Here is a 25,983-nt window from a genome sequence, read left to right as displayed (position 1 = left end):
CTAACCCAGCCGCTCAAATCCGTGGAGGCGGCTGCTATTCTCGATAGGCATTAACTTCTATGCGAATACTGCACATCATCGCAACGCTGAACCCCGAAGCCGGTGGCCCCGTCGAATCGGTGCGCGTACTCCTCAGCTATGGGCCGATCGGCTATATCGGCGAGGTCGTCACGCTTGACGATCCGTCCGCGCCGTACCTGAAACAAACTGGCTTTCCCGTCCATGCCCTCGGCCCAACCAGCACGACCTACGGCTTTAACACAAAGCTTCTGCCCTGGCTGAAGAAGAACCGTGACCGGTTCGACGGTGTTGTCGTCAACGGGTTATGGCAATACTGTGGCTTTGCGGCGTGGCAGGCACTTGCCGGAAATACACCCTATGTCGTCTTTACGCACGGCATGCTCGATCCTTACTTCAAGCACGCCTTCCCCCTGAAGCACATTAAAAAGTGGCTCTACTGGGTGCCGGCCGAGTACCGTATTCTGCGTGATGCCTATCGCGTTCTCTTCACGTCCCAGGCAGAAAAACGTCTCGCCGAGCAAAGCTTCTGGTTGCATAAGTGGAATCCCTACGTTGTTCCCTATGGCGCTAATAGCCCGCCGGAGAAGCCCGCTGATCAACTGAAGACAGCCTTTTACGAGAAGTGCCCCGGTGTCCGCGGCAAAAGGTTTCTGCTCTTTCTCGGCCGCATTCACAAAAAGAAAGGCTGCGACATGCTCATTCAGGCCTTTGCCAAGGCCGCTCCAACCGATCCAGACCTCGAACTCGTCATGGCGGGCCCGGACCAGCAGCAATGGGCTTCCATCCTGAAGCAGATGGCCAGGAACGCAGGTATCGACCATCGCGTCCACTGGCCCGGAATGATTACTGGCGATGGCAAGTGGGGCGCCTTTTACGCCTCGGAAGCCTTTATCCTCCCCTCACACCAGGAGAACTTCGGTATTGCCGTAGCAGAAGCGCTGGGCTGCGGAACTCCGGTTCTCCTCGCAGACAAGGTCAACATCGCCGAAGACATCGCAGACGACAATGCCGGCCTGATGGAGATGGATACGCCGGAAGGAACGCTTCATCTCCTCGAACGCTGGATCGCCATGTCCATCGACGAACGCAGGGACATGGCAATCCGTGCCCGGCAGTGCTTCCAGACGCGGTACGATATGCGAGAAAATGCCAAGGCAATCATCCGCCTCTTCGAGTCTGCAACGACACCGGGCAAGGAGACCGTCTAGCCAACTTTGACCTGAACCGCTCCAATATGCCCAGACCAATTCATTACAACGCGGCCGAACACATCTCCGCACAGACGGCAGCAGACCCTTATCTCCGCCCTGCATTCTCACTGGCTAACCGTCTCCTGCGACTGACCTGGAATATCTGCTGGCTGCTGTTCTATCGCTTTTCGCCCCGGCCATTCCATGCCTGGCGCTCCAAGCTGCTTCGTCTCTTTGGCGCAACCATGGGCCCCGATTGCCACTTCTACCCCGGATCAAAAATATGGGCTCCGTGGAACCTCATCTGCGCCAATCAAGTGACTGCCGCCGATGGCGCAGAGATCTACAACCCAGCTCCCATCGAACTCGGCTCTCATGTCATCCTCTCCCAAAGTGCCTATCTCTGCGGAGCAACCCACGACTACGACGATCCCGCTTTTCCCCTGATCGCCTACCGCATGACGCTCGGGCCCTACGCCTGGATCTGCGCACGCGCCTCCGTAGCTCCCGGAGTCAACGTTGCCGAGGGTGCAGTGCTCGGCCTCGCCTCCGTCGCAACCCGCAACCTCGAAGCCTGGACCGTCTACGCCGGCTCACCCGCAGTCAAGATCAAAGACCGCAAGCGACACTCACCGTCCTAACGAGCAATTTCATTTGCAGCTGCGAATTTCGGACGATAACTGTCTTCACAAAGATGTCGCAGATGCTTTCAAGGGCCGAAGACCCGTACTCTACCAGCCTGAGGAGCAGCCCCAGGTTTGGGTCCAACGCGGACGATACCGGGGGCTGAAAGAGATTGTGTGAGAACCAGCAAAACCTTCAGCGCCAACGGCGCGTGCTATACCAGCATGGGGCGAAGCCCCATGGACAGAACACCGAGAACTGAGAGGGCTGAAGCCCGATCGATTTACCCCAGTTCTCACACAGACGCTGAAAGCCCGCTCTACAGCTTTATCCCCGCAACTTCGCCAGCAGATCTGTCGGATGAACCGGCTTGGCCAGAATCTCAAACTCATGACCCTGCTCGCGGGCCTTCTCCAACAAATCAGCCGTCGCAGCCTGACCGGAGAACAGAAGAATCTTGCACTTCGGCAAACGGGAGCGCGTAACGATCGCTGCCTCGATCCCAGTCATCCCCGTCATAATGACATCGCTGATCAGCATGTCGGGCTGAAAGCTGTCGAGCAGCTCTACGGCCTTTTCTCCGCTGAACACAGCTCGCGCCTCAAATCCTGCCTGGTTTAAAATAATGGCAAGTGTGTTTGCAATCACCTGCTCGTCGTCGGCAACAAGTACCTTCGGCCTGGCAGACGTGGACGGCATCTCTGGCATACTCGGTCATTTCCTCGCTTGAATCATTTAATAGCTCATTGCAATGCGATCCACGTACGTCGCTTTACCAAAGTCTTATAAACTAATGATACGCTGGGCCTAAGGATCGAGACCAGCAACTCCCTGCAACCGTTACATTCTAAGCACATAAACTCAGGCTTGCCATGCAGCATGTGATCATACGCGCCGAACGGGTTGAGAAATATTACGCGCAACCCAGCGAGAACCGTATTCAGGTCATCTCGCCCACCGACCTCTCCATCGGTGAAGGCGAGATCGTGGCCCTGCTCGGTCCTTCGGGTTCCGGCAAGTCGACCCTCATGCGGATGCTCACCGGTCTCTCCAAACCCTCCGCCGGGACCGTCTACTGGCATGATCGTCCCATTCAGACCGCCGACGTCAACGTCTCCATCGTCTTCCAGAGCTTCGCGCTCTTCCCCTGGCTCACCGTCTTTGAAAACGTCGAGGCGCCGCTCAAGGCCCAGGGCATGGAGCCCGCCGAGCGCCGCAAGCGCGCCATGAAGATCCTCGACACCGTCGGCCTCGACGGCTTCCAGGCCGCCTACCCCAAGGAGCTCTCCGGCGGCATGCGTCAGCGCGTCGGCTTCGCTCGCGCCCTCGTCGTCGAGCCCGAGGTCCTCTTCATGGACGAGCCCTTCTCTGCCCTCGACGTCCTCACTGCCGAGAACCTGCGCTCCGAGCTCCTCGAGCTGTGGCACAACAAGACCATTCCCACGCGCGCCATCTTCATCGTCACCCACAACATCGAAGAGGCCGTGCTGCTCGCCGACCGCATCATCGTGCTTGGCCGCAACCCCGGCCACGTCCGCACCGACTTCCGCGTCTCGCTCGCACACCCGCGCGAACGCAAGGCCAGCGCCTTCACCCAGCTCGTCGACTACATCTACAAGGTGCTCACCCAGCCCGACGCGCAGCCCCCGGCGCTGCCCCAGACCGCGACCGGAAAGAAGGTCCGCGACCAGCGCCACATGCAATACCAGATGCTGCCGCACGCGCGTCCCGGCGGAATCGCCGGCCTGCTCGAGCTGCTCGTCGACCACAACGGTCGCGACGACATCTATAAACTCGCCGACGACCTCGCCTTCGAGATCGACGACCTGCTCCCCATCGTCGACGCCGCCCAGCTCCTCGGTTTCCTTACCGTAACTGAAGGCGACGCCCTCATCACGCCCCTCGGCGCTGAATACGCCAACTCCGAGATCCTTCGCCAGAAGGAGCTCTTCCGTACCGCGGCCATCGAGAACGTCCTTCTCCTCCGCCAGATCGTTCGCGCCATCGAGGCCAAGAGCGACAAGAGCGTCTCCGAGGAGTTCTTCCACGACGTGCTCGACGAGCAGTTCAGCGAGGACGAGACCCTGCGCCAGCTCGAGACCGCCATCAACTGGGGCCGCTATGCCGAGATCTTCGATTTCGACGCCTCGCGCCGCCGCTTCATTCAGCCCGAGGTGCTACACCAGGACACCGCCACCGGCGCGGAGATCGACGCATGATCCGGCTTCCGGACAGTTTCAGCTACGTCCGGGGGCGCGAGACGCTGGCCCGCGCGCAGGTCCTCCGCCGAAGCTGGCCTGTCGTGCTCGACCTCTGCGTCGCCGGCATCGGCCTCGCCTGCTTCTATGGCGTCGTCCAGCTCGCGCAGTACTGGTTCGGCCACGCCGTCCCAGAGATCACCATCTCGCTCAGCCCGCGCGCCCTGCCGCGCTACGCCTTCTACTCCGTCGTGCGCATCGGCCTGGCCTACCTGCTCTCGCTGGTCTTCGCCATCGCCTACGGATACATCGCCGCATACAACCGCCGTATCGAAGCGTTGATGATCGCCGGACTCGACATCCTGCAATCGATCCCCGTGCTCAGCTTCCTGCCCGGCGTCATGCTCGCGATGGTCGCGCTCTTTCCCACGCGCCAGATCGGCGTGGAGATGGGAGCGATCCTGCTCATCTTCACCGGCCAGGTCTGGAACATGGCCTTCAGCTTCTACTCCTCGCTCAAGAGCATCCCGCGCGAGCTTGGCGAAGCAGCCACCATCTACAAGTTCTCCCGCTGGCAGCGCCTCTTCTCGCTCGAGCTGCCCTACGCCGCCATCGGACTCGTCTGGAACTCCATGGTCTCCGTCGCCGGAGGTTGGTTCTTCCTCATGGCCTGCGAGATGTTCGTCCTCGGCACGCGCGACTTCCGCCTGCCCGGCCTCGGTTCCTATCTGCAGACCGCCGCCAGCAAAGGCGACTTCTCCGCCATCGCCTGGGGACTGGCAACGATGATCGCCATCATCGTCGCGACCGACCAGATCATCTGGCGTCCCATCATCGCCTGGAGCGACAAGTTCAAGTTCGAGCAGATCGAGACCACCTCGCGTATCAACTCGCCGCTGCTGCACCTGGTGCAACACTCGCAAGGCATCCGCGCCCTTCGCAAACACACCGTCGACCCCCTCGCCGAAGCCTTCTACCGCCGCGTCGACAGCAATCGAAGATCGGCCTTCGAGCGTCGGCGCCTCGCCGCACAAACCGTTACCGCCGAGCCCGAAGCGAATCGCAACGAACGGCTCGTCAATATCCTCCGCGGAGCCGTCCTCGTTCTGATCGCCGCCGCCATTCTCTACGCTGCCTTCCACGCGCTTCAGCTTCTGCGCCAGATCGCCTGGAGCCAGTTCGGCCAGATCATGAAAGGAGCCCTCGCCACCTTCCTCCGCGTCAACGTTGCCCTGCTGCTCGCCTCGGCGTGGACCATCCCCGTCGGCGTAGCCATCGGCTTTCACCCGCGCCTCGCGCGCATCGCGCAACCCCTGGCGCAGATCGCCGCCTCGGTGCCCGCAACCGCGCTCTTCCCCGTCATCCTCCTTGCCCTCGTCCAGATGGGCGGAGGCCTCGGCGTCGGCTCCATCGCGCTGATGATGCTCGGCACACAGTGGTACATCCTGTTCAACGTCATCGCCGGGGCCATGGCCATCCCCTCCGACCTGCGCGAGGTCGCGGAGCTCTTCCGTTTCCCTCGCGCCCAGCGCTGGCGCACCGTCATCCTGCCGGGCATCTTCCCCTACCTCGTCACCGGCCTCGTCACGGCATCCGGGGGCGCGTGGAACGCAAGCATCATCGCCGAGTACTTTCACCTCAAGAACCAGACCCTCGAGACGATCGGCCTCGGCGCCGTCATCAGCGCCGCCACCGACAGCGGCCAGTTCCAGATCCTTCTGCTCGCCACCATCGTCATGGCCATGATGGTTGTCACCATCAACCGCCTCGTCTGGCGCCCGCTCTACCGCCTCGCCGAGACCCGCTACAAACTCGGTGCCTGAGGATCTCGAAGTTTCCCGCTCAAAAATCGGGTGCCCCATCTTCGCCACGCAGTGACTAAGGTGGGTATTCGAGTGAAGCTCGAACTGTACTTGTTTCTGCTAAGAATCGCGCTACGCTGAGCCTCCAACTCGTTACGAAAACCCGTCGCGAACATGGTGCCAAGTCGAGTGCCGGGTGCCCCATATCCAGCGGCCTCTCGCCAGATGTGGGCCATCGCGCGAGAGCGCGATCCGCTTCCAGGTAGCCCGAGGCTTCAGCCTCGGGTCTCATCCTCGCCAAAGAAGAAAGGGGCTTTAGCCCTGGGGTATGCCTCGAGAACTCATCACCATTTCAAGACCCAGGAGCATGAGGCGGCTTCGGCTGAGCGCGATTGCGAAACGCAAACACAACCGCCAGCAGCGGAGGAGCCAGCAGCACTCCCCAAAACGGAATCACAATCCCCAGCACAATCGGCCCCACCAGCGCCGCCCACCACGGCACCTTCGTCGTACGATGCAGCACATACGGCGCGATCACCAGTCCTTCAAGAGCAACGATCAGGCCATAGAGTCCCAACACCAACCCAAGCCTCCACCAATCATCTGATCCTTTGAAGGCGACCGACAGCACCGGCCCCACCAGCGCCAGCATACTTCCGTACACCGGAATAATCTGCAGCATCGCCCCAAGCAGCGCCCACATCGGCGCCAGCGGTACGCGGATCAACTCCAGCCCGATCAGCCACAGCACTCCCACAATCAGCGCATCCAGCGTCGCCGCCCGCCACCAGTCCACCAGCGCGCGGCCCGCCGTCTTCAGATGTGCTCCGGGAGTATTGCCTGCTGCCATATCCACCAGCCTTCGCGCTATCGGAACGCCCTTCCATGAATGCTATCCTTAACCCATGAAATTCGGCGTCCTCGTCTTCCCCGGTTCCAACTGCGATCACGACACCTACAACGTCATCGAGAACCTCGTCGAGCAGCCCGTGACCTTCCTCTGGCACGCCTCCGAAGACCTCCAGAACTGCGACGCCATCCTCGTTCCCGGCGGCTTCGCCTACGGCGACTACCTCCGCACCGGGGCCATCGCCAGGTTCGCCCCGGTCATGCAGTCCGTCCAGAAGTTCGCCCGCAACGGGGGCCTCGTCATGGGAATCTGCAACGGCTTCCAGATCCTCTGCGAGTCCGGCCTCCTGCCCGGCGCGCTCATGCGCAACGCCGGCCAGAACTACATCTGCAAGCAGGTCCACCTGCGCACCGAGACGACAGACTCACCTTTTACCCACGGCCTCGAAAAAGGCCGCGTCCTCCAGATGCCCATCGGCCACATGGAGGGTAACTACTTCTGCGACGCCGGCACGCTCGCGAAGTTGAAGGCCGAAGACCGCATCGCCTTCCGCTACGCCACTCCCGAGGGCGCGATCACACCGCAGGCCAACCCCAACGGCTCGCTTGAAAACATCGCCGGCATTCTCAGCGAGGGCCGCAACGTCCTCGGCATGATGCCGCACCCGGACCGCTCCAGCGAGTCTCTTCTCGGCTCAGCCGACGGCCTCCTGCTCTTCCAGTCACTAGCCGTATCACTCGCCTCAGCCGCCCGCTGACCTCTGGAGCCAACACGATGATCGACATCCATCATCATCTGCTCTGGAACCAGGACGACGGCGCAACCAGCCTCGAAACCTCGCTCGAGATGGCGCGCATCGCTGCAGCCGACGGAATCACCCACATCGCCTGCACCCCCCACGCCAACGATCGTTGGCAGTACATTCCCGAAACCATCGACGCCAAGATCGCCGAACTGCAACATCGCATCGACGCTGAAGGCTTGAAGCTCAAGCTCGGCCGCGGCTGCGACTTCCACATGTCCTACGACAACATCCAGCAGGCGCACGACGATCCCACGCGTTTCTCCCTCAACGGCGGCATTTACATCCTCGTCGAGGTCCCCGACTACGCGCTCCCCCGCAGCCTCCCCGAGACCTTCTACCAGATGCAGATCGAAGGCCTGACCCCCATCCTCACCCATCCCGAGCGCAACCCGACCCTCCAGAAGGAGCCCCAGCGCATCGCCGAATGGCTCCGTGGCGGCGTGCTCGTCCAGGTCACCGCGGGCTCGGTCATGGGACGCATGGGGCGGCAGGCGCAACGGATGGCCCACGATCTGCTCGCCAAACGCTGGGTCCACTTCCTGGCCACCGACGCGCACAACACCACCTCGCGCCCTCCCAGAATGCGCGACGCCCACGACTTTGTCGCCGAAGAATACGGACCCGACTACGCGCACCTCCTCTGCGTCTCGAACCCGCTGGCGGCCTTCATGAACAACGCCATGCCGCCCCAGCCCGAGCCCTTCCATCTCTACGACGAGCAGGAACCCGGCAAATCCTGGTGGCAGCGCCTCCTCCGCCGCTGACCGCCCGCAGAATGAAGCCGAAGACGCTCTCTCCTTGAGCCAAAAGCATCAAACCGGAGTAAGCTGTCTTTAGCGCGTTTCGTCTTGCGAGAGGCCGTCCATGCCATCCACCATCACCCCCATCAACACCGAGCGCGAGAAAAAACGCCGCCTCGATGATCATGAAGGTGGCCACGGCCGGCGTCCGCCAACCGACAAACGCACCGGCGGCGGGGGCGACAACGAAAACTGGAACGACCGCCCCCAGGGGCGCCGTGGCCCCCGAGAAAAACTCGGACGAGCCCGCCTCGGACTCTTCTTCGCTCTCGCAGGCGACCTCATGTTCTTCGTCGCCATCGTCAGTGCCTTCTTCGTCGCCCAGCACTCCAGCCACATCGACGTCTACAACCGCTACGTCAACTCCTGGCTGCCCACGGCCATCCCGCCCATCCTCTGGCTCAACACCGCCGTCCTTCTGATCAGCTCCGTCTCCATGGAATTGGCCAGGCGCAGCATGTTCCGCGAGACCGACGTCATGGACGAGTGGCTGGGTATCGGTAAACCGCTCACCCGGCGCGTCCTCCCCTGGCTTGTGGCGACCACCTTCCTGGGGCTGCTCTTCCTCATCGGGCAGGCCATCGCCTGGCACCAGTTGACGATCCAGCACGTCTTCTTCAGCTCCAATCCATCAAGCCACTTCTTCTACCTCATCACATACACCCACGCCATCCACCTCTTCCTCGGCATCGGCGCGCTGCTGGCCTCTCTCACCGGCCTCTACGCCTCGCGCCAGCTTGAGACGCGCCAGATACTGATCGACTGCACCGCCTGGTACTGGCACGCCATGGGCGTCTTCTGGATCTTCCTCTTCGCCCTCCTCGCCTTCTGCCAGTAGCCCCACCCCACATCCTGTAGCTTCAACGCTGACAAAAGTGTCATCCTGAGCAAGCGCAGCGAGTCGAAGGACCTGCATTTCGCCTGAAGCGCCAAAAAATATCCGGGTGCCCCATCCTTCGCAGCTTCATCGCGAAGGGTGGGATGAACCCTCCCTCTGCTAGCATTAACCTTCAACCAAATCATGAACAGCATCGATCCTGAAGCCCCCATCCGCGTCCGCATCGCTCCCTCCCCCACAGGCGACCCCCACGTCGGCACCGCCTACATCGGCCTGCTCAACTTCATCTACGCCCGCCAGCGCAACGGCAAGTTCATCCTCCGCATCGAGGACACCGACCGCACCCGCTTCGTCTCCACCTCCGAGCAGATGATCTTCGACTCCCTCCGCTGGGCCGGCCTCACCTGGGACGAGGGCCCCGACGTCGGCGGCCCCCACGGCCCCTACCGCCAATCGGAACGCACAGAAATCTACCGCCAGCACGCCGAAATCCTGCTGGCCAACGGCACCGCCTACCGCTGCTTCTGTACCCCCGAAGAGCTCGAGGCCACGCGCAAGCAGCAGCTCGCCGCCAAACTCCCACCGCGCTACCCCGGCACCTGCCGCCGCATCAGCCCCGAGACCATCGAGGCGAACGCCAAAGCCGGCAAGCCCTACACCATCCGCCTCGCCGTCCCGCCCCACGGCAACGATCTCACTGCCTCCACCACCTTCCGCGATGAGCTTCGCGGCAACATCACCTTCGAGCACGGCAACGTCGACGACCAGGTCCTCATGAAGTCCGACGGCTTCCCCACCTACCACCTCGCCAACGTCGTCGACGATCACCTTATGGAGATCACCGACGTCATCCGCGCCGAGGAGTGGATCTCCTCCACGCCCAAGCACGTCCTGCTCTACAAGGCCTTTGGTTGGGCCGTCCCGCGCTTCTGGCACATGCCGCTCCTGCGCAACCTCGACAAGTCGAAGATCTCCAAGCGCAAGAACCCCGTCTCGCTCATCTACTACCGCGACTCCGGCTACCTTCCCCCGGCCATCCTCAACTTCCTCGGCCTCATGGGCGGCGGCATGCCGTCCGACTTCACGGGAGCCGATGGCGTCATCGAAAAATTCACCCTCGACGAGATGGTCCAGCACTTCGTCTTCACCGACATTCGCGTCGGCGGCCCCGTCTTCGACCTCGCCAAGCTCAAGTGGCTCAACGGCGAGTACCTCCGCAAGCTCTCCCCCGAAGACTTCTTCCTCGCCATCCGCGAGCGCGTCTTCGGCGACGACTACCTCCGCCACATCTCCGCTCTCATGCAGAACCGCATCGAGACCCTCACCCAGTTCGGCGACATGACCGGCTTCTTCTTCTCCGACAACGTCCTGCCCCCGCCCGAGGTCTGGGTCCCCAAAAAGCGCACCCCCGAAGACACCCTCGCCTTCGCCCAGGATCAGCTGGCCGCCATCGAAGCCTCCGATTGGAACCACGACGCACTAGACGCCTCCCTCCGCAAACTAGGCGAAGAGAAGCAGTGGTCGGTCAAAGAAAACTTCATGCTCCTCCGCGCCATCATCACCGGCTCGACGATGTCGCCGCCGCTGCTCGAAAGCATGATCGTCTTCGGCAAAGCCCGCTCCCTCGACCGCGCACGCCGCTTCCTGGAAGCCCAGAAGAAACAGTCCGCCACCAAGAAGTAACCGGCGCCGCAGAATCGGGTGCCAGATGTGGGAACATTCGCGCAACGCGCGAACCGCTCTCCTTCCACACCGCAAGCGACAAAGAATCGCCAGTGGTAAAGCGTAGCCAAAACGGCTACACTACCCAGGAGGACGAACCATGCGCCAGGTCTCACTCCGCGAATTCCGAACCCGAGGCTCGAAGGCCCTAAAGTCCGTCCCCGACGGCGAGACCATCCTGCTCGCCGGGCAGGACGGCCCCGCCTACTTCCTCGTACCCGTACTCGGAGACGTCGCCGCTGAAGACCGCGAGCTGCGGCGCGCTATGGCAAAAGCCAGCCTGCGCGCCAACTGGCGTCGCGCCGAAGCTGCGCCGCTCACCGGCGAAGAGATCGACCGCGAGATCGAACAAGTCCGAACCGCACGGCCGCGCCGCCGTAGAGCCGGATGAGGCTCATCGTCCTCGACACCAATGTCATCGTCTCCGCTGCCATCAGGCCCGATACCGCGCCTGCCACGCTCGTCATGGACTGGCTTCTCGAGGGCCGTGTACAGGTGGCCACCAGCCCCGCAATCGTCCGTGAGTATCGCGAGGTCGCACGCCGCCCAAAGTTCCGCCGCTACGGCTTCCCTCCCCTCTGGCTTGAGTTCCTCATTGAGGAAAGCCTCTTCCTGCCCGATGCCGACCCCGATCTCCCGTCTGTCATCCATTCGCCAGACCCCAAAGATCGCCCCTTCCTTGCTCTAGCCCACACTGCTGGATGCTGGCTCGTGACGGGCAACCTGAAACACTTTCCCAACACCGCTCGCAACGCTGTGAGGGTCCTCTCCCCCGCAGACTATCTGGCGCATCTGGAGACAGGCTCACAGTAGCAACTGGACGCCGATATCCAGAATGATTGGTCCACCTGCCACAAAATCGGGTGCCCCATATGTGGCGGTCTCATCGCCAGATGTGGGAACATTCGCGCAACGCGCGAACCAAACGGATGCCCCGCATCTCCTATGATGTGTCTCATGGCTCTGCCGCGCGCCTCCATTCTTCGCCACCCCAAAGTTGAGGCCGCCTCTCTGGCCCTCATCGCCGGGTACGTCGATGGATATGCGATTCGTCTCTTCGGGACCTTCGTCTCCTTCATGAGCGGCAACACGACCTTTGCAGGCATCCGTCTGGGTCGCGCGCATATCACGGCAGCCATTCCTCTTGCGCTCGCCATCGCCGGATTCCTCGGCGGCAGCTTCACCGGCAACTGGTTCGTGCATGCAAAGCTCCGCTCTTCACGCACGATAATCTTCGGCCTCACGGCCTTCCTGCTCGCCCTTTTCGTTGTATTGAACTTCCATCACCGCTCCCACCCGAACCTGGCCATTCCGCTCCTGAGCTTTGCCATGGGTCTCGTCAATCCGGCACTCGCGCGGGTCGGAAAAGAACCCATCAACCTCACCTTCATCACCGGAACCCTGAACAAGATCGCAAACCACCTCGCCCAAGCCACGCTCCACATCGAGCTCGCAAAGCCCGAAGGCCCCCGAGACACACAACTCCGCCGCGCTCTGTTAGAAACAAGCGTCTGGATAGCTTTTCTCGCTGGTGCCATTCTCTCCGCAGCCGCCGCCCCTCTCGGACCTCTTGAACTTCTCCCGGCAGCCGCCATCCTCCTGCTCTTCGCACTCTTCTCCATCCCAGATCGCTGACAGCCGTTCCGCTGATAAAACCACGCCATGAGGTCCCTCGTTGCAGCATCAAAGAACGATGCCCCCGGCTTTTCCACAACAGAGGCTGTCAAGCCCCTGCTTCATCTATCTATCTCAATCCATAGGAGATCCACGTTGCCGATTAGTTCCGTTCCACTCGCTATACTTAATTCAGCGAAAGAAAAAGCCCCGGATCTCTCCGGGGCTTTGGCATGGAACGTGCGCTGGAAGTCCAGACCTAACGTCTTTCGATCGAAGACTTTGCGCAATAAAGGATGGGGGGAGCTACCCGTTCTTGAACATATGCTTGATCCCCCGCAGGGCCTGCCGCGTCCTCTCCTCGTTCTCAATCAGCGAGAAGCGCACATGACCGTCGCCATACTCGCCGAAGCCGACGCCCGGGCTCACAGCCACCTTGGCCTCGGTCAGCAGCTTCTTTGAGAACTCGATCGAGCCCAGCGCGCGGTACTGCTCCGGGATCTTCGCCCAGGCAAACATCGTCGCCTTCGGAAGCTCGACCGGCCAGCCCAGCTTGTTCAGTCCCGGTACCAGAGCGTCGCGCCGCGCCTTGTAGTTGTCGACGATCTCCTTCACGCACTCCTGCGGCCCCTCGAGCGCCTGGATCGAGGCCACCTGGATCGGCGTGAACGTCCCGTAGTCGAAGTAGCTCTTGATCCTCCCCAGCGCCGCAACCAGCTTCTTGTTCCCCACCATGAAGCCCACGCGCCAGCCCGGCATGTTGTAGCTCTTCGACAGCGTGAAGAACTCGACGGCAATCTCCTTCGCGCCCGGAACCTCCAGCACGCTCGGCGCGCGATAGCCGTCGAACACCAGATCGGCGTAAGCGAGATCGTGGACGATGTAGATGCCCAACTCCTTGCAGAGCGCAACGATGCGCTCGAAGAAAGCAAGGTCGACAGTCTGCGCTGTCGGGTTCGACGGAAAGTTCAGGATCAGCAGCTTCGGCCGCGGATTCATTCGCGGCAGCTCCGTCTCAAGCCGGGCCAGAATATCTTCAGCCCCCGCAGCGTCTGCGATGTTGATGCTCTGCACCTTCGCCCCCGCGATCACCGGCCCGAAGATGTGGATCGGATAGCTCGGATTCGGCACGGCGACCGTGTCCGCATCATCCAGCACCGCGAGACAAAGATGCGCGATGCCCTCCTTCGAGCCGATGGTCACAATCGCCTCGGTCTCCGGATCGATGTCGACGTTGTAGCGCGTCCTGTACCAGTTCGAGATCGCACGCCTCAGCCGCGGGATGCCCCGCGAGAGCGAGTAACGGTGCGTCTGCGTCTTCTGTGCCGCCTCAATCAGCTTGTCGACGATGTTCTTCGGCGTCGCGCCGTCGGGATTTCCCATCCCGAAGTCGATAATGTCTTCGCCGCGCTTGCGAGCCGCCGCCTTCATCTCGCCTGTAATGTTGAACACGTATGCCGGCAGCCGGGTCAGCCTTCTGAACTCTTCCATGATGTCTTCTCTTTTTTGCTCGGACTTCGCTTCATCATGCCACCGCGCCTTGCCGCGGCGACTGTGGATTGCGCTCGGGAACCGCCTTTGCCACCCTGATACATCAGGCCGCAAAGGCTATCGCGCCTGCGCTCCCGCGGTCTTCGCCGTCACCACAAACTCCACTGGCAGGATCTTCGGCGGATAACACGCGGCGTTGTCGCATGCCTGGTAGCGCAGAATGCCCTCGACGGTGTGCGACCCCGCCTCGGCCACAATCGGGACCTTGACCGTGAACACGCCGGTGTAGACGTCCAGCTTCTCGTTCGGCTCGAAGCTGAACGAGTACGATGTGCCCGCCGGGTACTCCAGCGCCGAGGCCGTCACTCCGGCCGCGGGCTTCAATGTAAGGTTTGTCGGAATCAGCAGCTCCGATTTCGGCGTGTGCGAGTTCACGTGGTAGCCCTCGGTCACCTTGAAGCGCAGTTCGACGACGCTCTTCTTGCCAGCCTTCACCGCCTGCTCTTCGGCGGCGAACGTCACATACTGCTTGATCTTGGCAACCGGAGTGGTCAATGTTCCCTGCTGCGCAACGACGATGCTCGAACCAGCCAGCAGGCCGGTCAACACAAGGCTTCGGATCACAGTCCACCTGCCTGCGCCGTCGTGCCGGAGGCGATCGTCTTCCTGATGTTTGCCTCAATCTGGCTCTTCGAGCCGAGACCGGCGGTCTGCTCCACGATTACGCCATTGCGGTCGATGTAAAACGACATTGGCAGAACGTCGAGCCCGCCGTAAGCAGTCTGCACCTTGCCGTCCGTCAGCAAAATGGGATACGTGACGCCGGCTTTGGTGGCGACCTTCGCAATCGCGTCCTTGCCCGCATCGACGTCGTCGGTCAGACCGAGGATCTCAAACCCCTGCGAGGCGTACTGGTTGCGAAGCTCCTCGAACCAGGGCATCTCCACCTTGCACGGTCCGCACCACGTAGCCCAGAAGTTCACCAGCACGGGGCGGCCTTTGTAGTCGGCGAGCGAGACCTTCTTGCCCTCGAGGTTCATCAGCGCGAACGCCGGCGCAGCCTTGCCGCGCATCTGCGGAAGCCCGTTTTCGCCCTCGTCGCCGGGCTTGGCCGGAATCAGGACAATCTGTTTGTCCCGCGCCTGCTGCGTCGCCAGGCGCCGCTCGCGCAGGTTGTGCCAGCCCGCCCACAACATCAGCGCGACGCCAACCACCATCAACCCGAGAACCCCAACCCTTCGCATCACCGCCGTACATCCTTTCGCCCCGCAAAGCCGCGCGGACCACCTTCTTCAGTTTAGACGCAAAGCCGGATTCGCGGTCACGAGCTTCCTCAAACCTTCGCTCTGCTAACCTCAGTAAGGTTCTGCACGATGCCCGACACGACCGACAGCTCGCCTGAAGCCGCTCGCCCCTCAGAGTTCGTCCGCATCGAGGCCGCTGCTCTCAGCGAACTCGCCGCGCGCCTCGACGGCACGATGCTGCCTGCCTTCAACCAGGCGGTTGAGCTGCTACTCGAGTCCATCGCCCGGCAGAATCGAGTCATCGTCACCGGCATCGGCAAGAGCGGCATCATCGCCCGCAAGCTGGCTGCAACGCTGCGCTCAACCGGGACGCCTGCTCATTATCTGCACCCCGCCGACGCCGTCCACGGCGACCTCGGAATGCTCTCGCGCGGCGACACCGTGATTGCTTTGTCAGCCAGCGGAGAGACCGAGGAGCTTCTGCGGCTGCTTCCGTTGCTCAAGCGGCTGGCAGACAAGCTCATCACCTTCTCGGGCTGCGCAACCTCGACGCTGGCGCCGGCGAGCGACGTCATCCTCGACACCAGCGTCTCTTCCGAGGCCTGTCCGCACAACCTTGCGCCGACGGCCTCGACCACGGTGATGCTTGCGCTCGGCGACGCTCTGGCGCTTGAGGTAAGCCGCCGCCGCGGATGGAAGCCGGAAGACTTCGCCGACCTCCATCCTGGAGGAAGACTCGGCAAGCGGCTGGCACGGGCGGGAGAGCTGATGCACGCGGGCGATGCTCTGCCTCGCGTGTTGCCCTCGACTCCGATGCCGCAGGTGATCTACGAGATGTCGCGCCGCAAGCTGGGCATGACGACCGTACTCGATGGCGACGGCCACCTGCTGGGCATGATCTCCGACGGCGACCTGCGCCGTCTTCTGGAACGCGACGGGGGCAGGGCTCTCGAACATACTGCGGGCGAGATCATGAATCCGCACCCGGTCACGATCGCCGCAACAGAGTTCGCCTCGTCGGCGCTGGCGCTGATGGAGGAGAAGAAGATCACGTCGTTGATCGTCACCTCGGAGGATAGCCGCGCCGAAGGCGTGCTGCATCTGCATGATCTGTGGACGCTCGAACTGATCTAGACGACCTGCGTCAACCCGCTGCGGAAGTTAGAATAAGAGAATCAACGACGAACGACTTTAAGAAGCCGGAAGGTCACACAGAACACATGCACCGCTGGTCGCAACTCTTTATCCCTACTCTTCGTGAAGCTCCTGCAGACGCCGAGGTGGCCAGCCACAAGCTGCTGCTGCGTGCCGGTTATATTCGCCAGCTTGGCGCGGGAATCTACAGCTATCTCTTTCTCGGCAACCGGTCGATCAACAAAATCGTCGCCATCGTGCGCGAGGAGATGGACAAGATCGGGCAGGAGTTCCTGCTTCCGGCGCTGAACCCTCGCGAGGTGTGGGAGGAGAGTGGCCGCTGGCAGGTGATGGGCGACAACATGTTTCGCCTGAAGGACCGCAAGGGCGCGGACCTGTGCCTGGGCATGACGCACGAAGAGGTGATGACCTCGATTGCGCGTAACGAGCTGCGTAGCTACAAGCAGCTTCCGCAGATCTGGTACCAGATCCAGACGAAATTCCGCGACGAGCCACGCCCGAAGTCGGGACTGTTGCGCGTGCGCCAGTTCATCATGAAGGACGCTTACTCATTCGACATCGACGAGGCAGGCCTCGACGAGAGCTACAACAAGCACGACGCGGCCTATCGCCGCATCTTCAAGCGGTGCGGCCTCGACTTCGTCGCCGTCGAGGCAGACTCGGGAGCCATGGGCGGCTCAGCATCGCAGGAGTTCATGGTCTATACGGAAGCCGGCGAAGACCTGATCGCAAGCTCGACCTCCGGCTATGCCGCCAATCTGGAGAAGGCGACCTCCCGGCTCGCACCTGTCGACGATCTCGCTGCGACAGGTGATGGGCAGCCCGAGCTTGTACATACACCGGGACAGCGCACGATTGAAGAAGTGGGAACGTTTCTCAATGTCCAACCGCAGCACCAGATCAAGACGATGGCCTACATGGCGGCGTTGCCGGAGGCCGACCATGCGAAGCTCGGCGCGCTGCGTCCAGTTGTCGTCTTTTTGCGAGGCGACCACTCGCTTAACGAGGCGAAGCTGGTCTCGATCACCGGCGGCGAGCTGCGTCCGATGACACCGGAGGAGATCGTCGAGGTCTTCAAGGCCCCGGCTGGTTATCTTGGTCCGATTGGACTTGAGGCCGCGCCGCATCCGAAGAAGCCGGGAACGCTGGTCATTCTCGACAAGGCACTCGAGGGCCGGACGAACCTGATTGCAGGGGCCAACAAGGAGGAGTACCACCTGCGGAACGTGACGCCGGTGCGCGACTTCAAGCCGACGGCGGTCGCCGATGTGCGCAACATCATCGAGGGCGAGGGCTGCCCGGTCGACGGCTCACCGCTGCGGCTGGGCAAGGCGGTGGAGATCGGCCACATCTTCAAACTGGGCTATAAGTACTCGAAGTCGATGGGCGCCTCCGTTCTCAACCGAGACGGCAAAGAAGTTACACCGATCATGGGAAGCTACGGCATCGGGATCGAGCGCATTCTTACCGCGGCAATCGAGTCGTCGGCGGCTTCGAACGATGGCTCCGCCTATGCGCTGCACCCGGCGATCGCGCCCTTCCAGGTTGTGGTAACGATCACCAATGTGGCCGATGCGAACCTGCTGGCGGCAGGCGAAAAGGTAGCCGCGGAGCTCTCCGGCCTGGGCCTCGACGTTCTACTGGATGACCGCGATGAGCGGGCAGGAGTTAAGTTCAAGGATGCAGATCTGATCGGCATCCCCTATCGAATCAACATTGGACGCGGAGTTGCTGAAGGTAAGGTTGAATTTTTAGACAGGCTGGCTGGCAAGCCTCAAGATGTGGCGATGGACCAGGTAGCAGCTGATGTCTCCAATCGAATAACATCTGCCCTGCAACCCTAGCTCCCCGGTTCGGCAGTCAAACCGTCATAAGAAGAAAGAGCACTTTGCCCGTCAAACTCAAATACGGCAGTAGACCCGGTCGCAACGGTCAGACCTTTATCGACAGACTTCACCTGGATAACAGGCTGGTTCGCTTCGCATTGCTCAGCATTGCCTGCTGTGTCCTCATCGGGCTCGTGGTCTTCGGCTACTTCTACATCCAGGCCTCGCACGTCGTGGATGAGCGGCTGGCGAAAGGCCCACTGGTCGCCAGTGTCTCGCGCATCTATGCCGCACCCCGCGAGGTTCGAAGCGGCCAGAAGCTCTCCACCTCCGAGATCGCCGCCGATCTGCGCCGCGCCGGCTACAACAGCAACCCGCAGCTCGGCACCTTCCAGCTCAACGGCGACAATATCTTTATCAAACCGGGGGCCGAGAGCTACCATACCACCGACGGCGCAACCATCAGCACGTCGAGCGGCGTCGTACAGCGTATTACAGCCGAAAACGGCGCTGCGCTCAGCGCCTATGAACTTGAACCTCAGCTCATCACCGCTCTCTCCGACGACAACAGCCGCACAAAGCGGCGGCTCGTCACCTATCAGGACATTCCGCAGCGGCTGGTGCAGGCCGTGCTCGCCATCGAAGACCGCCGGTTCTTTGAACACGGCGGCATCAACTACATCACCATGGTCGGTTGGGTCTGGCATGACATGATCGGCGATCGCAAGTGGCGTGGAGGCGGGTCGACCCTCACCATGCAGCTTGCCAAATTGCTGTTCGTCGAGCCCAAGCGTTCCAACAAGATCGATTTCTTCAAGTACAAATCCACACAGATTCTTGTGGCCTTTCAGCTTGAATCGCACTTCTCGAAGCAGCAGATCTTCGAGATGTATGCCAACCAGATCAACCTTGGGCATCGCGGAAGCTATGACATCAACGGCTTTGGCGAAGCGGCGCAGGCATTCTTCAACAAGGACCTGAAGCAGCTCGATACAGCCGAGTGCGCGATGCTGGCGGGGATGATCCAAAGCCCCAGCCGGTTGAACCCTTATCGCCACCCGGAACGCATGACTGCGCGGCGGAACGTTGTGCTCGACTCGATGGTTGAGACGAACGCGATTACAGCCGGCGAGGCGACACGGGCCAAGGCGGAGTCGCTGCGCCTGGCCCCGCCGAACGTCGATGCCAGTGAAGCGCCGTACTTCGTCGATCTGGTGCACGACCAACTGGTGCAGCGGATCAGCGACCAGGACCTGGCGCACCAGAGCCTTCGCATCTATACCTCGCTCGATCCGGACCTTCAGGCCGTAGCGTCGGAAGCTGTTGAGATCGGCATGAAGAACGTCGATGAGCTTGTTCGCAAGCGCCTTGCCCGGAAAGACAAAGACTATGCAGGGCCTATCACCTATCCTCAGGTCGCACTCATCGCACTCAATCCCCACACAGGTCAGGTTCTTGCTTTGGTAGGCGGACGCAACTATGCGACCTCCCAGCTCAACCATGCGGTTGCCCAGCGCCCCACTGGATCCATCTTTAAGCCATTTGTGTACGCCGAGGCCTACAATACCTCGCTGAACGGAACGAACATCGACGGCGAAGGACCATTCACGGCGGTCACCAAGATCAACGACGATCCGCAGGACTTCGGCTCCGGCGGCAAATCGTACACGCCCAACAATTTTGTCAAGGGCGAGTACCCGGGGATGGTGACCGCTGTAGATGCGCTTGCGCACTCGCTTAACATTGCCACGATCGCACTGGCGCAGCAGGTGGGCTACAACAACGTCGCCTCGCTCGCCCGCTCTGCCGGCATCGTCAACGCTCGCGGCACTCCATCGGTCGCAATTGGGACATACAACGCCACGCCTCTAGATATGGCCGGCGCTTATACGGTCTTCGCCAACAATGGAGTTCATATCAATCCGTGGATGCTCGCCTCGGTACGGAACGCGTCGGGGGACATCGTCGCGGACTACTCTCCCGACGCGAAACAGGTGCTGGATCCGCGCGTCGCTTTCCTCACCCAATCTCTTATGGAGAACGTGTTGAACTTCGGCACGGGCGCGGGCATACGCGGGCGCGGCTTTACCGCACCGGCGGCGGGAAAGACCGGCACGGAGCACGATGCATGGTTCGCGGCATACACCTCCACGCTGCTTTGCGTGGTCTGGGTCGGCAATGACGACTACACGGACATCAAGATTCAGGGAGCCGACGCAGCCGCTCCGATCTGGGCGGAGTTTATGAAGCGGGCCATCCAGCTTCCCCAATACTCCGATGTGAAGTCATTCTCGCCACCATCTGGCATCACCTTTGCGCGCGTTGACAGAACCTCCGGCCTGCTGGCTGATGCGAGCTGTTCCGATAAGACGTTGAACATCGCCTTCCTGGACGGAACTGTTCCGACCGGAACATGCACCCAGATGATGGAAAGTCCGCAGAACTTTATTCAGAAGATCTTCGGGCTGGGCGGTCATTCTGAACCTGTGCGGCCGGAAAATCCGGCACCGGCAACAGCAGTATCCCCTGCGGTCCATACGCCAGCGGCTAAACCCGTAGAACCACCTCCCGCAGAAGTCGATCAGCACCCGCCGAAAAAGAAGAATATCTTCCAAAAGATCTTCGGCGGTGGTGGAGACAAGAAGAAGGATCAGCCAGCTCCCGGACAACCCCCTCAATAGGGTTCAGGCTTCACGGGCAGGCCGGTAGAAGTAGGAATTCTTCAAAAACTCCACACTGAACCGATCTGTCGACTCCTCTGCCTGTTCGGCATTGCCCAGCAGAAGATATCCATCACGCGCCATCTGACGATCAACGGATCGAAAGACTGAGCCTCTATCCTGCTGCGAAAAGTACAGAAGTACATTGCGCAGAAGCACAAGGTCGAAGGTAGGTAGTGCAGGCAGTGCAGCGCAGAGATTCGCGCAACGAAAATCGCAGATTCCGCGTAACCTTGCACTCACCTCCCACTCCTCGCCATCCCGGGTCATGTGCTTGAGCAGCATGGATGCCGGTAAGCCACGATTGACCTCCAACCGGCGATATCGCCCGCGTCGCGCGTAGTCGACCACCTGTTGGGAGATGTCCGTTCCGATAATTTTGATGTCCCAGTCGAGTACCTCTGGCATGTCCGTTGCCAGAAGCATGGCAATGCTGTAAGCCTCCTGGCCGGTTGAGCTTGCCGCACTCCATATGCGGAGTCTGCGCTGCTCTCTTCTGCTTTCCACCAAACGAGGGAGTATGTCTGTGCGCAATAAGTCGAATGGTTTGACGTCGCGGAAGAAGCTGGTCTCGTTGATCATCATTGCCTGGGTGACGACCTGGTGCAGATGCGCCGACTGACTCGAACGAAGCACATCGACGAGATCTTTCACGCTGGAAGCTCCGGCAAGTCTCGCGACCGGGGTGAGTTTCGTATCGAAGAGAGTTTTGCGCGACGAATCGATCTGGTTCGCAGACCGGCTGAGCACAAGCTCGCGCAGGAAGACATAGTCAGCCTCAGAACAAGCCATTTGCTACCACCTCGTTCTGTCTGCGGGGCCGCAGCGAGCCCTCTGTAACGCTGGTTGCAATCGATCGCGCATAACCGGCCCTGATATTGACCTCGCGCGCCAGCGCATGCAGTGGAAGTGGCGATGCTGCGACGCCTGCTTCGACCACTCGACCAGGCATCCCCCAGACAGCAGAGGTTGCTTCATCCTGCGCCAGAACGGTCCCACCCGCGTTACGAATGGATCGAGAGCCTTCAAGGCCATCGGAGCCCATGCCGGTCAACACAAGCCCAAGCGTTCCTGCTCCATAAAGATGGGCTGCCGAATGAAAGAGGTAGTCAACCGAGGGCCGGCAGTGATTCAGCGGCTCCTGCCGGTGGAGTTTGATACTGGCCCCTCGTGCGATCCTTCCGTCCCATCCGATCTGCGGTTGCGACATGATCTCCATGTGCTCGTCCCCGGGTGCGATCCAGATCGCACCTGCCTTCAGAGGAGCGCCGTGGTACGCCTCAGCTACATTCAAAGAACAGCAGCGGTCCAGCCGTTCCGAAAGCACTCCCGTAAACAGCTTCGGCATGTGCTGCACAATCAGAACGGGCACGGGCAATGCAGCCGAAAGCTGTGGCAACAGCTGCTCAAGGGCCGCAGGCCCTCCGGTCGACACGCCAATCACGACAACGTCAACCCGTGCACCGCACCCACCTTCGTCACTACGCTTCCTGGTCTGAGGCAAACGGCCTTGAGCGCGACCGGTATGTTTCTCCAGGAGGCTTGCGCGTGCGCTTCGATCAACGGCAAGCGCAGCAATTCTCGGCAACAGTTGCTCTGCAAGAGAAGCAAGCGACGCTTCAAAGTCGCGCTGCCCTGCCGGCTTCATGACATAATCCGAGGCTCCGCGGGACAGCGCGTCCAGCGTGGCCCTCGCACCACGTTCGGTGTGCGAACTGCACATAATCACCGGCAGGCGCACACGAGATTCTCTGAGCTTATCGAGGACTTCAAGGCCGCTCAGCCTGGGCATCTCCAGATCGAGAACAAGAACATCGGGAGATAACCGAGATGCTGCTTCAAGACACTCCGCGCCATCGCGGGCAACACCAACCAGCTCCATTCGCGGCATGTCTTTGCGCTCGGTCTTCGCGTGCCGTAGAAACAGCGTTCGCATGATACCGCGCATGACTGTTGAGTCGTCCGCGGCGAGTACACGCAGCGGACGCTCGTCCATCATTTCCATGTTCCTGCCCTCAAGTCGTTCGTAAAGAGTCTCGATCAGCGCATTGATTCTATGCGGCAAAGCCAAGAAGCATCATTTTTTCGCGGAGGCTTTCCGGCGTAAACGGCTTCATCAGGAACTCATCGGCACCGTTGTCGAGCGCGCAAGAGATAAACGAGTTGTCGGCCTCAGTTGTTACCATCATCACTTTCATGGCGGGGTGGAGCCTGGCTTGCCGCAAAGCTTTCACGCACTCCAGGCCGCTCATGACCGGCATATTCACATCGAGCAGCATCAGGTCGAACTCCTGCTGCGCGGAGAGAACTTCGAGAGCAGCGTTTCCATCCGCTGCCTCCTCGCACGCAATCCCCATGCGTGTCAGAAGATGACGGAGATACTCACGAATGAAACTTGAATCGTCGACAATCAGGGCCTTCATGCTACCTCCTGCTGCGCCATCCCTTGGCTGAACATTTCTGTCTCTGCCAGCCTCGAAGGCCTCAACTTTTGTGGATCAAGCTGGACCATCAAGCCTGTCTGCATCTTGTAAGCCCCGTCAAAGAGCCATTTGCACCGCGCTTCCAGTGTGCAGGGATTTGCCTCGAGCATGTTGCGGTTTACAGTAACGACGCCGCCAACTGCATCCACGACAAGGCCAAACCTCTCCTGACCTTCCTCATCCTCGAGCACAAGGACGCACCCTGCCTTTGCACTATCGGGAAGACCAAGCAGGGCGCGGAAGCTGACTGCAGTTAACACATCTCCGCGATAGGGAACCACACCGGCAACGAAGGCCGGAGCCATGGGAACGCGTTCCAGTTCTCGCTTGCCCAACACCTCGCGAATCTTGCTGGTGTCAATGCCAAAGCTTTCATCCCCGGCGTACATTGAACACAGCGAGCTGCTATTGCCGTCGTCATGAATGCTATCGGTCTGCTGAGCCACAACCTTCATGCAACCTCCTTCCATCCATGCTTGTCTCCGCCAAAGCCGCGAAAGATCGCCGTCAGTCTGTCTTTAACGAGTGCCAGCTCGGTGTCTGCCGAGGCGGAGTCTCGATCGAGCAGTGTGCCATCTGAGACATCAAGCACGCGCCTGACAACAATGCCCATACGCTGTGCTGCCCTGGAGCCGGCATCGCCACAGATGAGAATTGTTGCGGAGGCATGTTCATCTTGCGCACCGGATATGTGCATCTCATCAAGGACACCGCCATCATCGCGAAGCGGCAGCAATTCGCCGCGATACTGTAGAAGTGCGCGCCCGCCGGCATACTCGATCTGTCCCAGAGCGACGCTCTCAATGCGCTCGACCATCTCAAGCGGCAACGCAGTCCGCTCGCGTGCTCTGTCTTCAAAGACCAGGAACGACTCTTCGTTATCGTGCTTGATCTCGACGGTCTGCGTCTCCTCTTCTTCTATAACCGGTTTGACTCCGGCACGTGCCGCGACTGCTGCAATATCCAGAATCAGCGCCAGCGTTCCATTGCCCAGCACGGTTGCGCCCGAGAAGAGACCTATCTCACGAAGCACAGCGGAGAGAGGCTTCACGACGATCTCCTCCGGCGCAAGCAGATCGTCGACAACCAGGCCATAGCGACAACCCTCCGCTTCGAGTACCGCCATATAAAAGCCGTGGCTGTCGGAAGCATTCTTCAAGCCGAGCAGGCGGTCGAGCCACACCATGGGGAGCAGCCTCTCGCGCAGGCGAAAGACCTCTGCAGCGCCAACGCGCTCAACGGATTGCGCGACGTCCCGAGTCGGGATATAGACCAGCTCCATCAACGTTGTCTGCGGTAACGCGAAGCTCTGGCCTCCGCTGCGGACCACCAGGGCTGGAACAATCGCCAGGGTCAGGGGCACGCGCAAGCGCAGCGTTGTACCGATGCCGACCTTGGATTCAAGCTCGACGCTCCCGCCCACCTTCTCGACATTTGCCCTCACAACATCCATGCCAACGCCACGTCCGGAGACGGTGGTGACGGCTGACGCAGTGGAGAACCCAGGCAGGAATATGAGTTGCAACGCCTCACGCTCGCTCATCTCAGCAGCCTGTTCTGTAGTCACCAGACCGCGTTCGACCGCCTTCGCAAGCACACGCTCCATGGCGATTCCACCACCATCGTCGGAGACTTCAATCACGACCGACCCGCCCTGATGGAAGGCTTTCAGGATGACGCAGCCCTCTGCCGGTTTCCCGGCAAGCACACGGTCTGTGGGAGATTCAATTCCGTGATCGACCGAGTTTCTTACTGCGTGGGTCAGCGGGTCTTTGATGGCTTCGAGCAGGCTCTTGTCGAGGCCCGTCTCCTGGCCGAAGAATTCGATACGCACCTCGCGTCCGCATGTACGCGCGAGATCGCGGACCATCCGCGGAAATTTCCCGAAGAGGTTGCCGACTGGCTGCATACGGGCCTGCATCACGGTCTCGCGAAGATCAGCCGTTACGCTGTCGAGCCGTCGCGCAAGCTCCGGAAAGCTTGTCGATTCGACTCCACTCTGGAGCATCTGGTTGCGTGTCAGCACCAGTTCACCAACCAGGTTCATCATGCGGTTCAGCACATCGACATCGATGCGCAGAGTTTTGTCGTTGTTTGCTGCTCCACTCCCCGTCGGCATCGTTGGTGTGGGGTTTGCGGCCTGCCCTGAAGGCAAAGTGTCTTCACTGGCTTTTATTGCAACGACCGGTGCGACACTGGCAAGCTCTGGAACTTCATCGTTCAAAGCAGCAAGCTCCGCGATTAGGAAACTGTCTTCATCGCTGGCCCGTGTGCCTTCGCTACCCGTTTCCTCGATCAGGGCCAGGATTGCCCTGAGCCCATCGAGCAACCGGAGCAGTCCGCTTATAAGGTCTTCGGTAACGGCCAGCCGTCCCTCTCGTAATGAACCGAGCAGATGCTCGCCTGCGTGTGCCAGCTTTTCAAGCCGTGAAAACCCGAGAAAGCCCGTGGTTCCCTTGATCGTATGGACGGCACGGAAGATCTCCCCCACTAAAGGTGCGCTGTCCTGTGGCCTCGTCTCCAGGTCGGTCAGGCATCGCTCCATGCGATCCAGCCCTTCCTGACTCTCTGCGATAAACTCTTTAGTCAAGTCGTCCACA

Annotated in this window: 24 protein-coding genes; 14 read left to right on the top strand and 10 right to left on the bottom strand. The window is 60.8% G+C overall.

Features of this window, described 5'->3' with window-relative positions:
• Positions 1-59: 59 nt before the first annotated feature.
• On the top strand, positions 60-1,229 hold the full coding sequence (locus JSS95_04115) for a glycosyltransferase (protein ID MBS1798991.1): 1,170 nt from the start codon (positions 60-62) through the stop codon (positions 1,227-1,229).
• A gap of 26 nt (positions 1,230-1,255) precedes the next feature.
• A complete protein-coding gene (locus JSS95_04110) occupies positions 1,256-1,852 on the top strand; it encodes a putative colanic acid biosynthesis acetyltransferase (GenBank protein ID MBS1798990.1) in 597 nt (198 codons plus the stop codon).
• A 310-nt stretch (positions 1,853-2,162) separates the two neighbouring features.
• Here JSS95_04110 and JSS95_04105 read toward each other — a convergent pair whose 3' ends face one another.
• Positions 2,163-2,543 (bottom strand): response regulator, encoded by a 381-nt coding sequence (locus JSS95_04105; GenBank protein ID MBS1798989.1) that lies wholly within the window; start codon positions 2,541-2,543, stop codon positions 2,163-2,165.
• 164 nt (positions 2,544-2,707) lie between these two features.
• Here JSS95_04105 and JSS95_04100 point away from each other — a divergent pair, with 164 nt between their 5' ends.
• Together JSS95_04100 and JSS95_04095 are read left to right on the top strand one after the other, a co-directional pair.
• Positions 2,708-4,054 carry a nitrate/sulfonate/bicarbonate ABC transporter ATP-binding protein gene (locus JSS95_04100; GenBank protein MBS1798988.1) on the top strand — a complete coding sequence of 449 codons (1,347 nt, stop codon included), beginning with the start codon at positions 2,708-2,710 and terminating at the stop codon, positions 4,052-4,054.
• Positions 4,051-5,856 carry an ABC transporter permease subunit gene (locus JSS95_04095; protein MBS1798987.1) on the top strand — a complete coding sequence of 602 codons (1,806 nt, stop codon included), beginning with the start codon at positions 4,051-4,053 and terminating at the stop codon, positions 5,854-5,856. The genes JSS95_04100 and JSS95_04095 overlap by 4 nt, the downstream gene beginning before the upstream one ends.
• A gap of 331 nt (positions 5,857-6,187) precedes the next feature.
• Here JSS95_04095 and JSS95_04090 read toward each other — a convergent pair whose 3' ends face one another.
• Positions 6,188-6,685 carry an AI-2E family transporter gene (locus JSS95_04090; protein ID MBS1798986.1) on the bottom strand — a complete coding sequence of 166 codons (498 nt, stop codon included), beginning with the start codon at positions 6,683-6,685 and terminating at the stop codon, positions 6,188-6,190.
• 55 nt (positions 6,686-6,740) lie between these two features.
• Between JSS95_04090 and purQ the strand changes: the two genes are divergently transcribed.
• The 7 genes from purQ (at position 6,741) to JSS95_04055 (ending at position 12,485) form a co-directional block, all read left to right on the top strand.
• Positions 6,741-7,442 carry a phosphoribosylformylglycinamidine synthase subunit PurQ gene (purQ, locus tag JSS95_04085; protein MBS1798985.1) on the top strand — a complete coding sequence of 234 codons (702 nt, stop codon included), beginning with the start codon at positions 6,741-6,743 and terminating at the stop codon, positions 7,440-7,442.
• Positions 7,443-7,459: 17 nt separating this feature from the next.
• Positions 7,460-8,254 (top strand): exopolysaccharide biosynthesis protein, encoded by a 795-nt coding sequence (locus tag JSS95_04080; protein ID MBS1798984.1) that lies wholly within the window; start codon positions 7,460-7,462, stop codon positions 8,252-8,254.
• A gap of 100 nt (positions 8,255-8,354) precedes the next feature.
• Entirely contained in the window at positions 8,355-9,128 is a 774-nt protein-coding gene (locus tag JSS95_04075) for a cytochrome c oxidase subunit 3 (GenBank protein MBS1798983.1), read from the top strand.
• 183 nt (positions 9,129-9,311) lie between these two features.
• A complete protein-coding gene (locus tag JSS95_04070) occupies positions 9,312-10,811 on the top strand; it encodes a glutamate--tRNA ligase (protein ID MBS1798982.1) in 1,500 nt (499 codons plus the stop codon).
• 139 nt (positions 10,812-10,950) lie between these two features.
• Positions 10,951-11,241, top strand: coding sequence for a prevent-host-death protein (locus JSS95_04065; GenBank protein ID MBS1798981.1), 291 nt, complete (start codon positions 10,951-10,953; stop codon positions 11,239-11,241).
• Positions 11,238-11,663: a putative toxin-antitoxin system toxin component, PIN family gene (locus tag JSS95_04060; GenBank protein MBS1798980.1), complete on the top strand. Its 426-nt coding sequence runs from the start codon at positions 11,238-11,240 to the stop codon at positions 11,661-11,663. Before JSS95_04065 ends, JSS95_04060 begins: the two co-directional genes overlap by 4 nt.
• Before the next feature lie 144 nt (positions 11,664-11,807).
• A complete protein-coding gene (locus JSS95_04055) occupies positions 11,808-12,485 on the top strand; it encodes a DUF1275 domain-containing protein (protein MBS1798979.1) in 678 nt (225 codons plus the stop codon).
• 285 nt (positions 12,486-12,770) lie between these two features.
• Here JSS95_04055 and alaC read toward each other — a convergent pair whose 3' ends face one another.
• The 3 genes from alaC to JSS95_04040 form a co-directional block, all read right to left on the bottom strand.
• The gene (gene alaC, locus JSS95_04050) at positions 12,771-13,958 is read right to left on the bottom strand and encodes an alanine transaminase (protein MBS1798978.1); all 1,188 of its coding nucleotides are present in this window, start codon (positions 13,956-13,958) and stop codon (positions 12,771-12,773) included.
• Between the two features lie 114 nt (positions 13,959-14,072).
• Positions 14,073-14,579 carry a protein-disulfide reductase DsbD N-terminal domain-containing protein gene (locus tag JSS95_04045; GenBank protein ID MBS1798977.1) on the bottom strand — a complete coding sequence of 169 codons (507 nt, stop codon included), beginning with the start codon at positions 14,577-14,579 and terminating at the stop codon, positions 14,073-14,075.
• The gene (locus tag JSS95_04040; protein MBS1798976.1) at positions 14,576-15,172 is read right to left on the bottom strand and encodes a TlpA family protein disulfide reductase; all 597 of its coding nucleotides are present in this window, start codon (positions 15,170-15,172) and stop codon (positions 14,576-14,578) included. Before JSS95_04040 ends, JSS95_04045 begins: the two co-directional genes overlap by 4 nt.
• A gap of 156 nt (positions 15,173-15,328) precedes the next feature.
• Between JSS95_04040 and JSS95_04035 the strand changes: the two genes are divergently transcribed.
• The 3 genes from JSS95_04035 to JSS95_04025 all read left to right on the top strand — a co-directional run bounded on the left by JSS95_04035 (position 15,329) and on the right by JSS95_04025 (position 20,861).
• Positions 15,329-16,333 (top strand): KpsF/GutQ family sugar-phosphate isomerase, encoded by a 1,005-nt coding sequence (locus JSS95_04035; protein ID MBS1798975.1) that lies wholly within the window; start codon positions 15,329-15,331, stop codon positions 16,331-16,333.
• An 86-nt stretch (positions 16,334-16,419) separates the two neighbouring features.
• Positions 16,420-18,198 carry a proline--tRNA ligase gene (locus JSS95_04030; protein ID MBS1798974.1) on the top strand — a complete coding sequence of 593 codons (1,779 nt, stop codon included), beginning with the start codon at positions 16,420-16,422 and terminating at the stop codon, positions 18,196-18,198.
• Positions 18,199-18,242: 44 nt separating this feature from the next.
• Entirely contained in the window at positions 18,243-20,861 is a 2,619-nt protein-coding gene (locus tag JSS95_04025; protein MBS1798973.1) for a transglycosylase domain-containing protein, read from the top strand.
• Between the two features lie 3 nt (positions 20,862-20,864).
• On the opposite strand, the gene JSS95_04020 is transcribed toward JSS95_04025, so the two are convergent.
• The 5 genes from JSS95_04020 to JSS95_04000 are packed head-to-tail and all read right to left on the bottom strand — an operon-like array spanning position 20,865 to position 25,982.
• Complete coding sequence (locus JSS95_04020) at positions 20,865-21,692, bottom strand: protein-glutamate O-methyltransferase CheR (GenBank protein MBS1798972.1); 828 nt, start codon at positions 21,690-21,692, stop codon at positions 20,865-20,867.
• Complete coding sequence (gene cheB / locus JSS95_04015) at positions 21,679-22,899, bottom strand: chemotaxis-specific protein-glutamate methyltransferase CheB (GenBank protein ID MBS1798971.1); 1,221 nt, start codon at positions 22,897-22,899, stop codon at positions 21,679-21,681. The genes JSS95_04020 and cheB overlap by 14 nt, the downstream gene beginning before the upstream one ends.
• Positions 22,900-22,954: 55 nt before the next feature.
• A complete protein-coding gene (locus JSS95_04010; GenBank protein ID MBS1798970.1) occupies positions 22,955-23,323 on the bottom strand; it encodes a response regulator in 369 nt (122 codons plus the stop codon).
• A complete protein-coding gene (locus tag JSS95_04005; GenBank protein MBS1798969.1) occupies positions 23,320-23,838 on the bottom strand; it encodes a chemotaxis protein CheW in 519 nt (172 codons plus the stop codon). The genes JSS95_04010 and JSS95_04005 overlap by 4 nt, the downstream gene beginning before the upstream one ends.
• Positions 23,835-25,982 (bottom strand): chemotaxis protein CheA, encoded by a 2,148-nt coding sequence (locus JSS95_04000; GenBank protein ID MBS1798968.1) that lies wholly within the window; start codon positions 25,980-25,982, stop codon positions 23,835-23,837. The genes JSS95_04005 and JSS95_04000 overlap by 4 nt, the downstream gene beginning before the upstream one ends.
• Position 25,983 lies beyond the last annotated feature (1 nt).

The sequence above is a fragment of the Acidobacteriota bacterium genome, assembly GCA_018268895.1.
GTDB lineage: Bacteria > Acidobacteriota > Terriglobia > Terriglobales > Acidobacteriaceae > Edaphobacter.
This window is presented reverse-complemented; position numbering and strand designations above follow the sequence as displayed.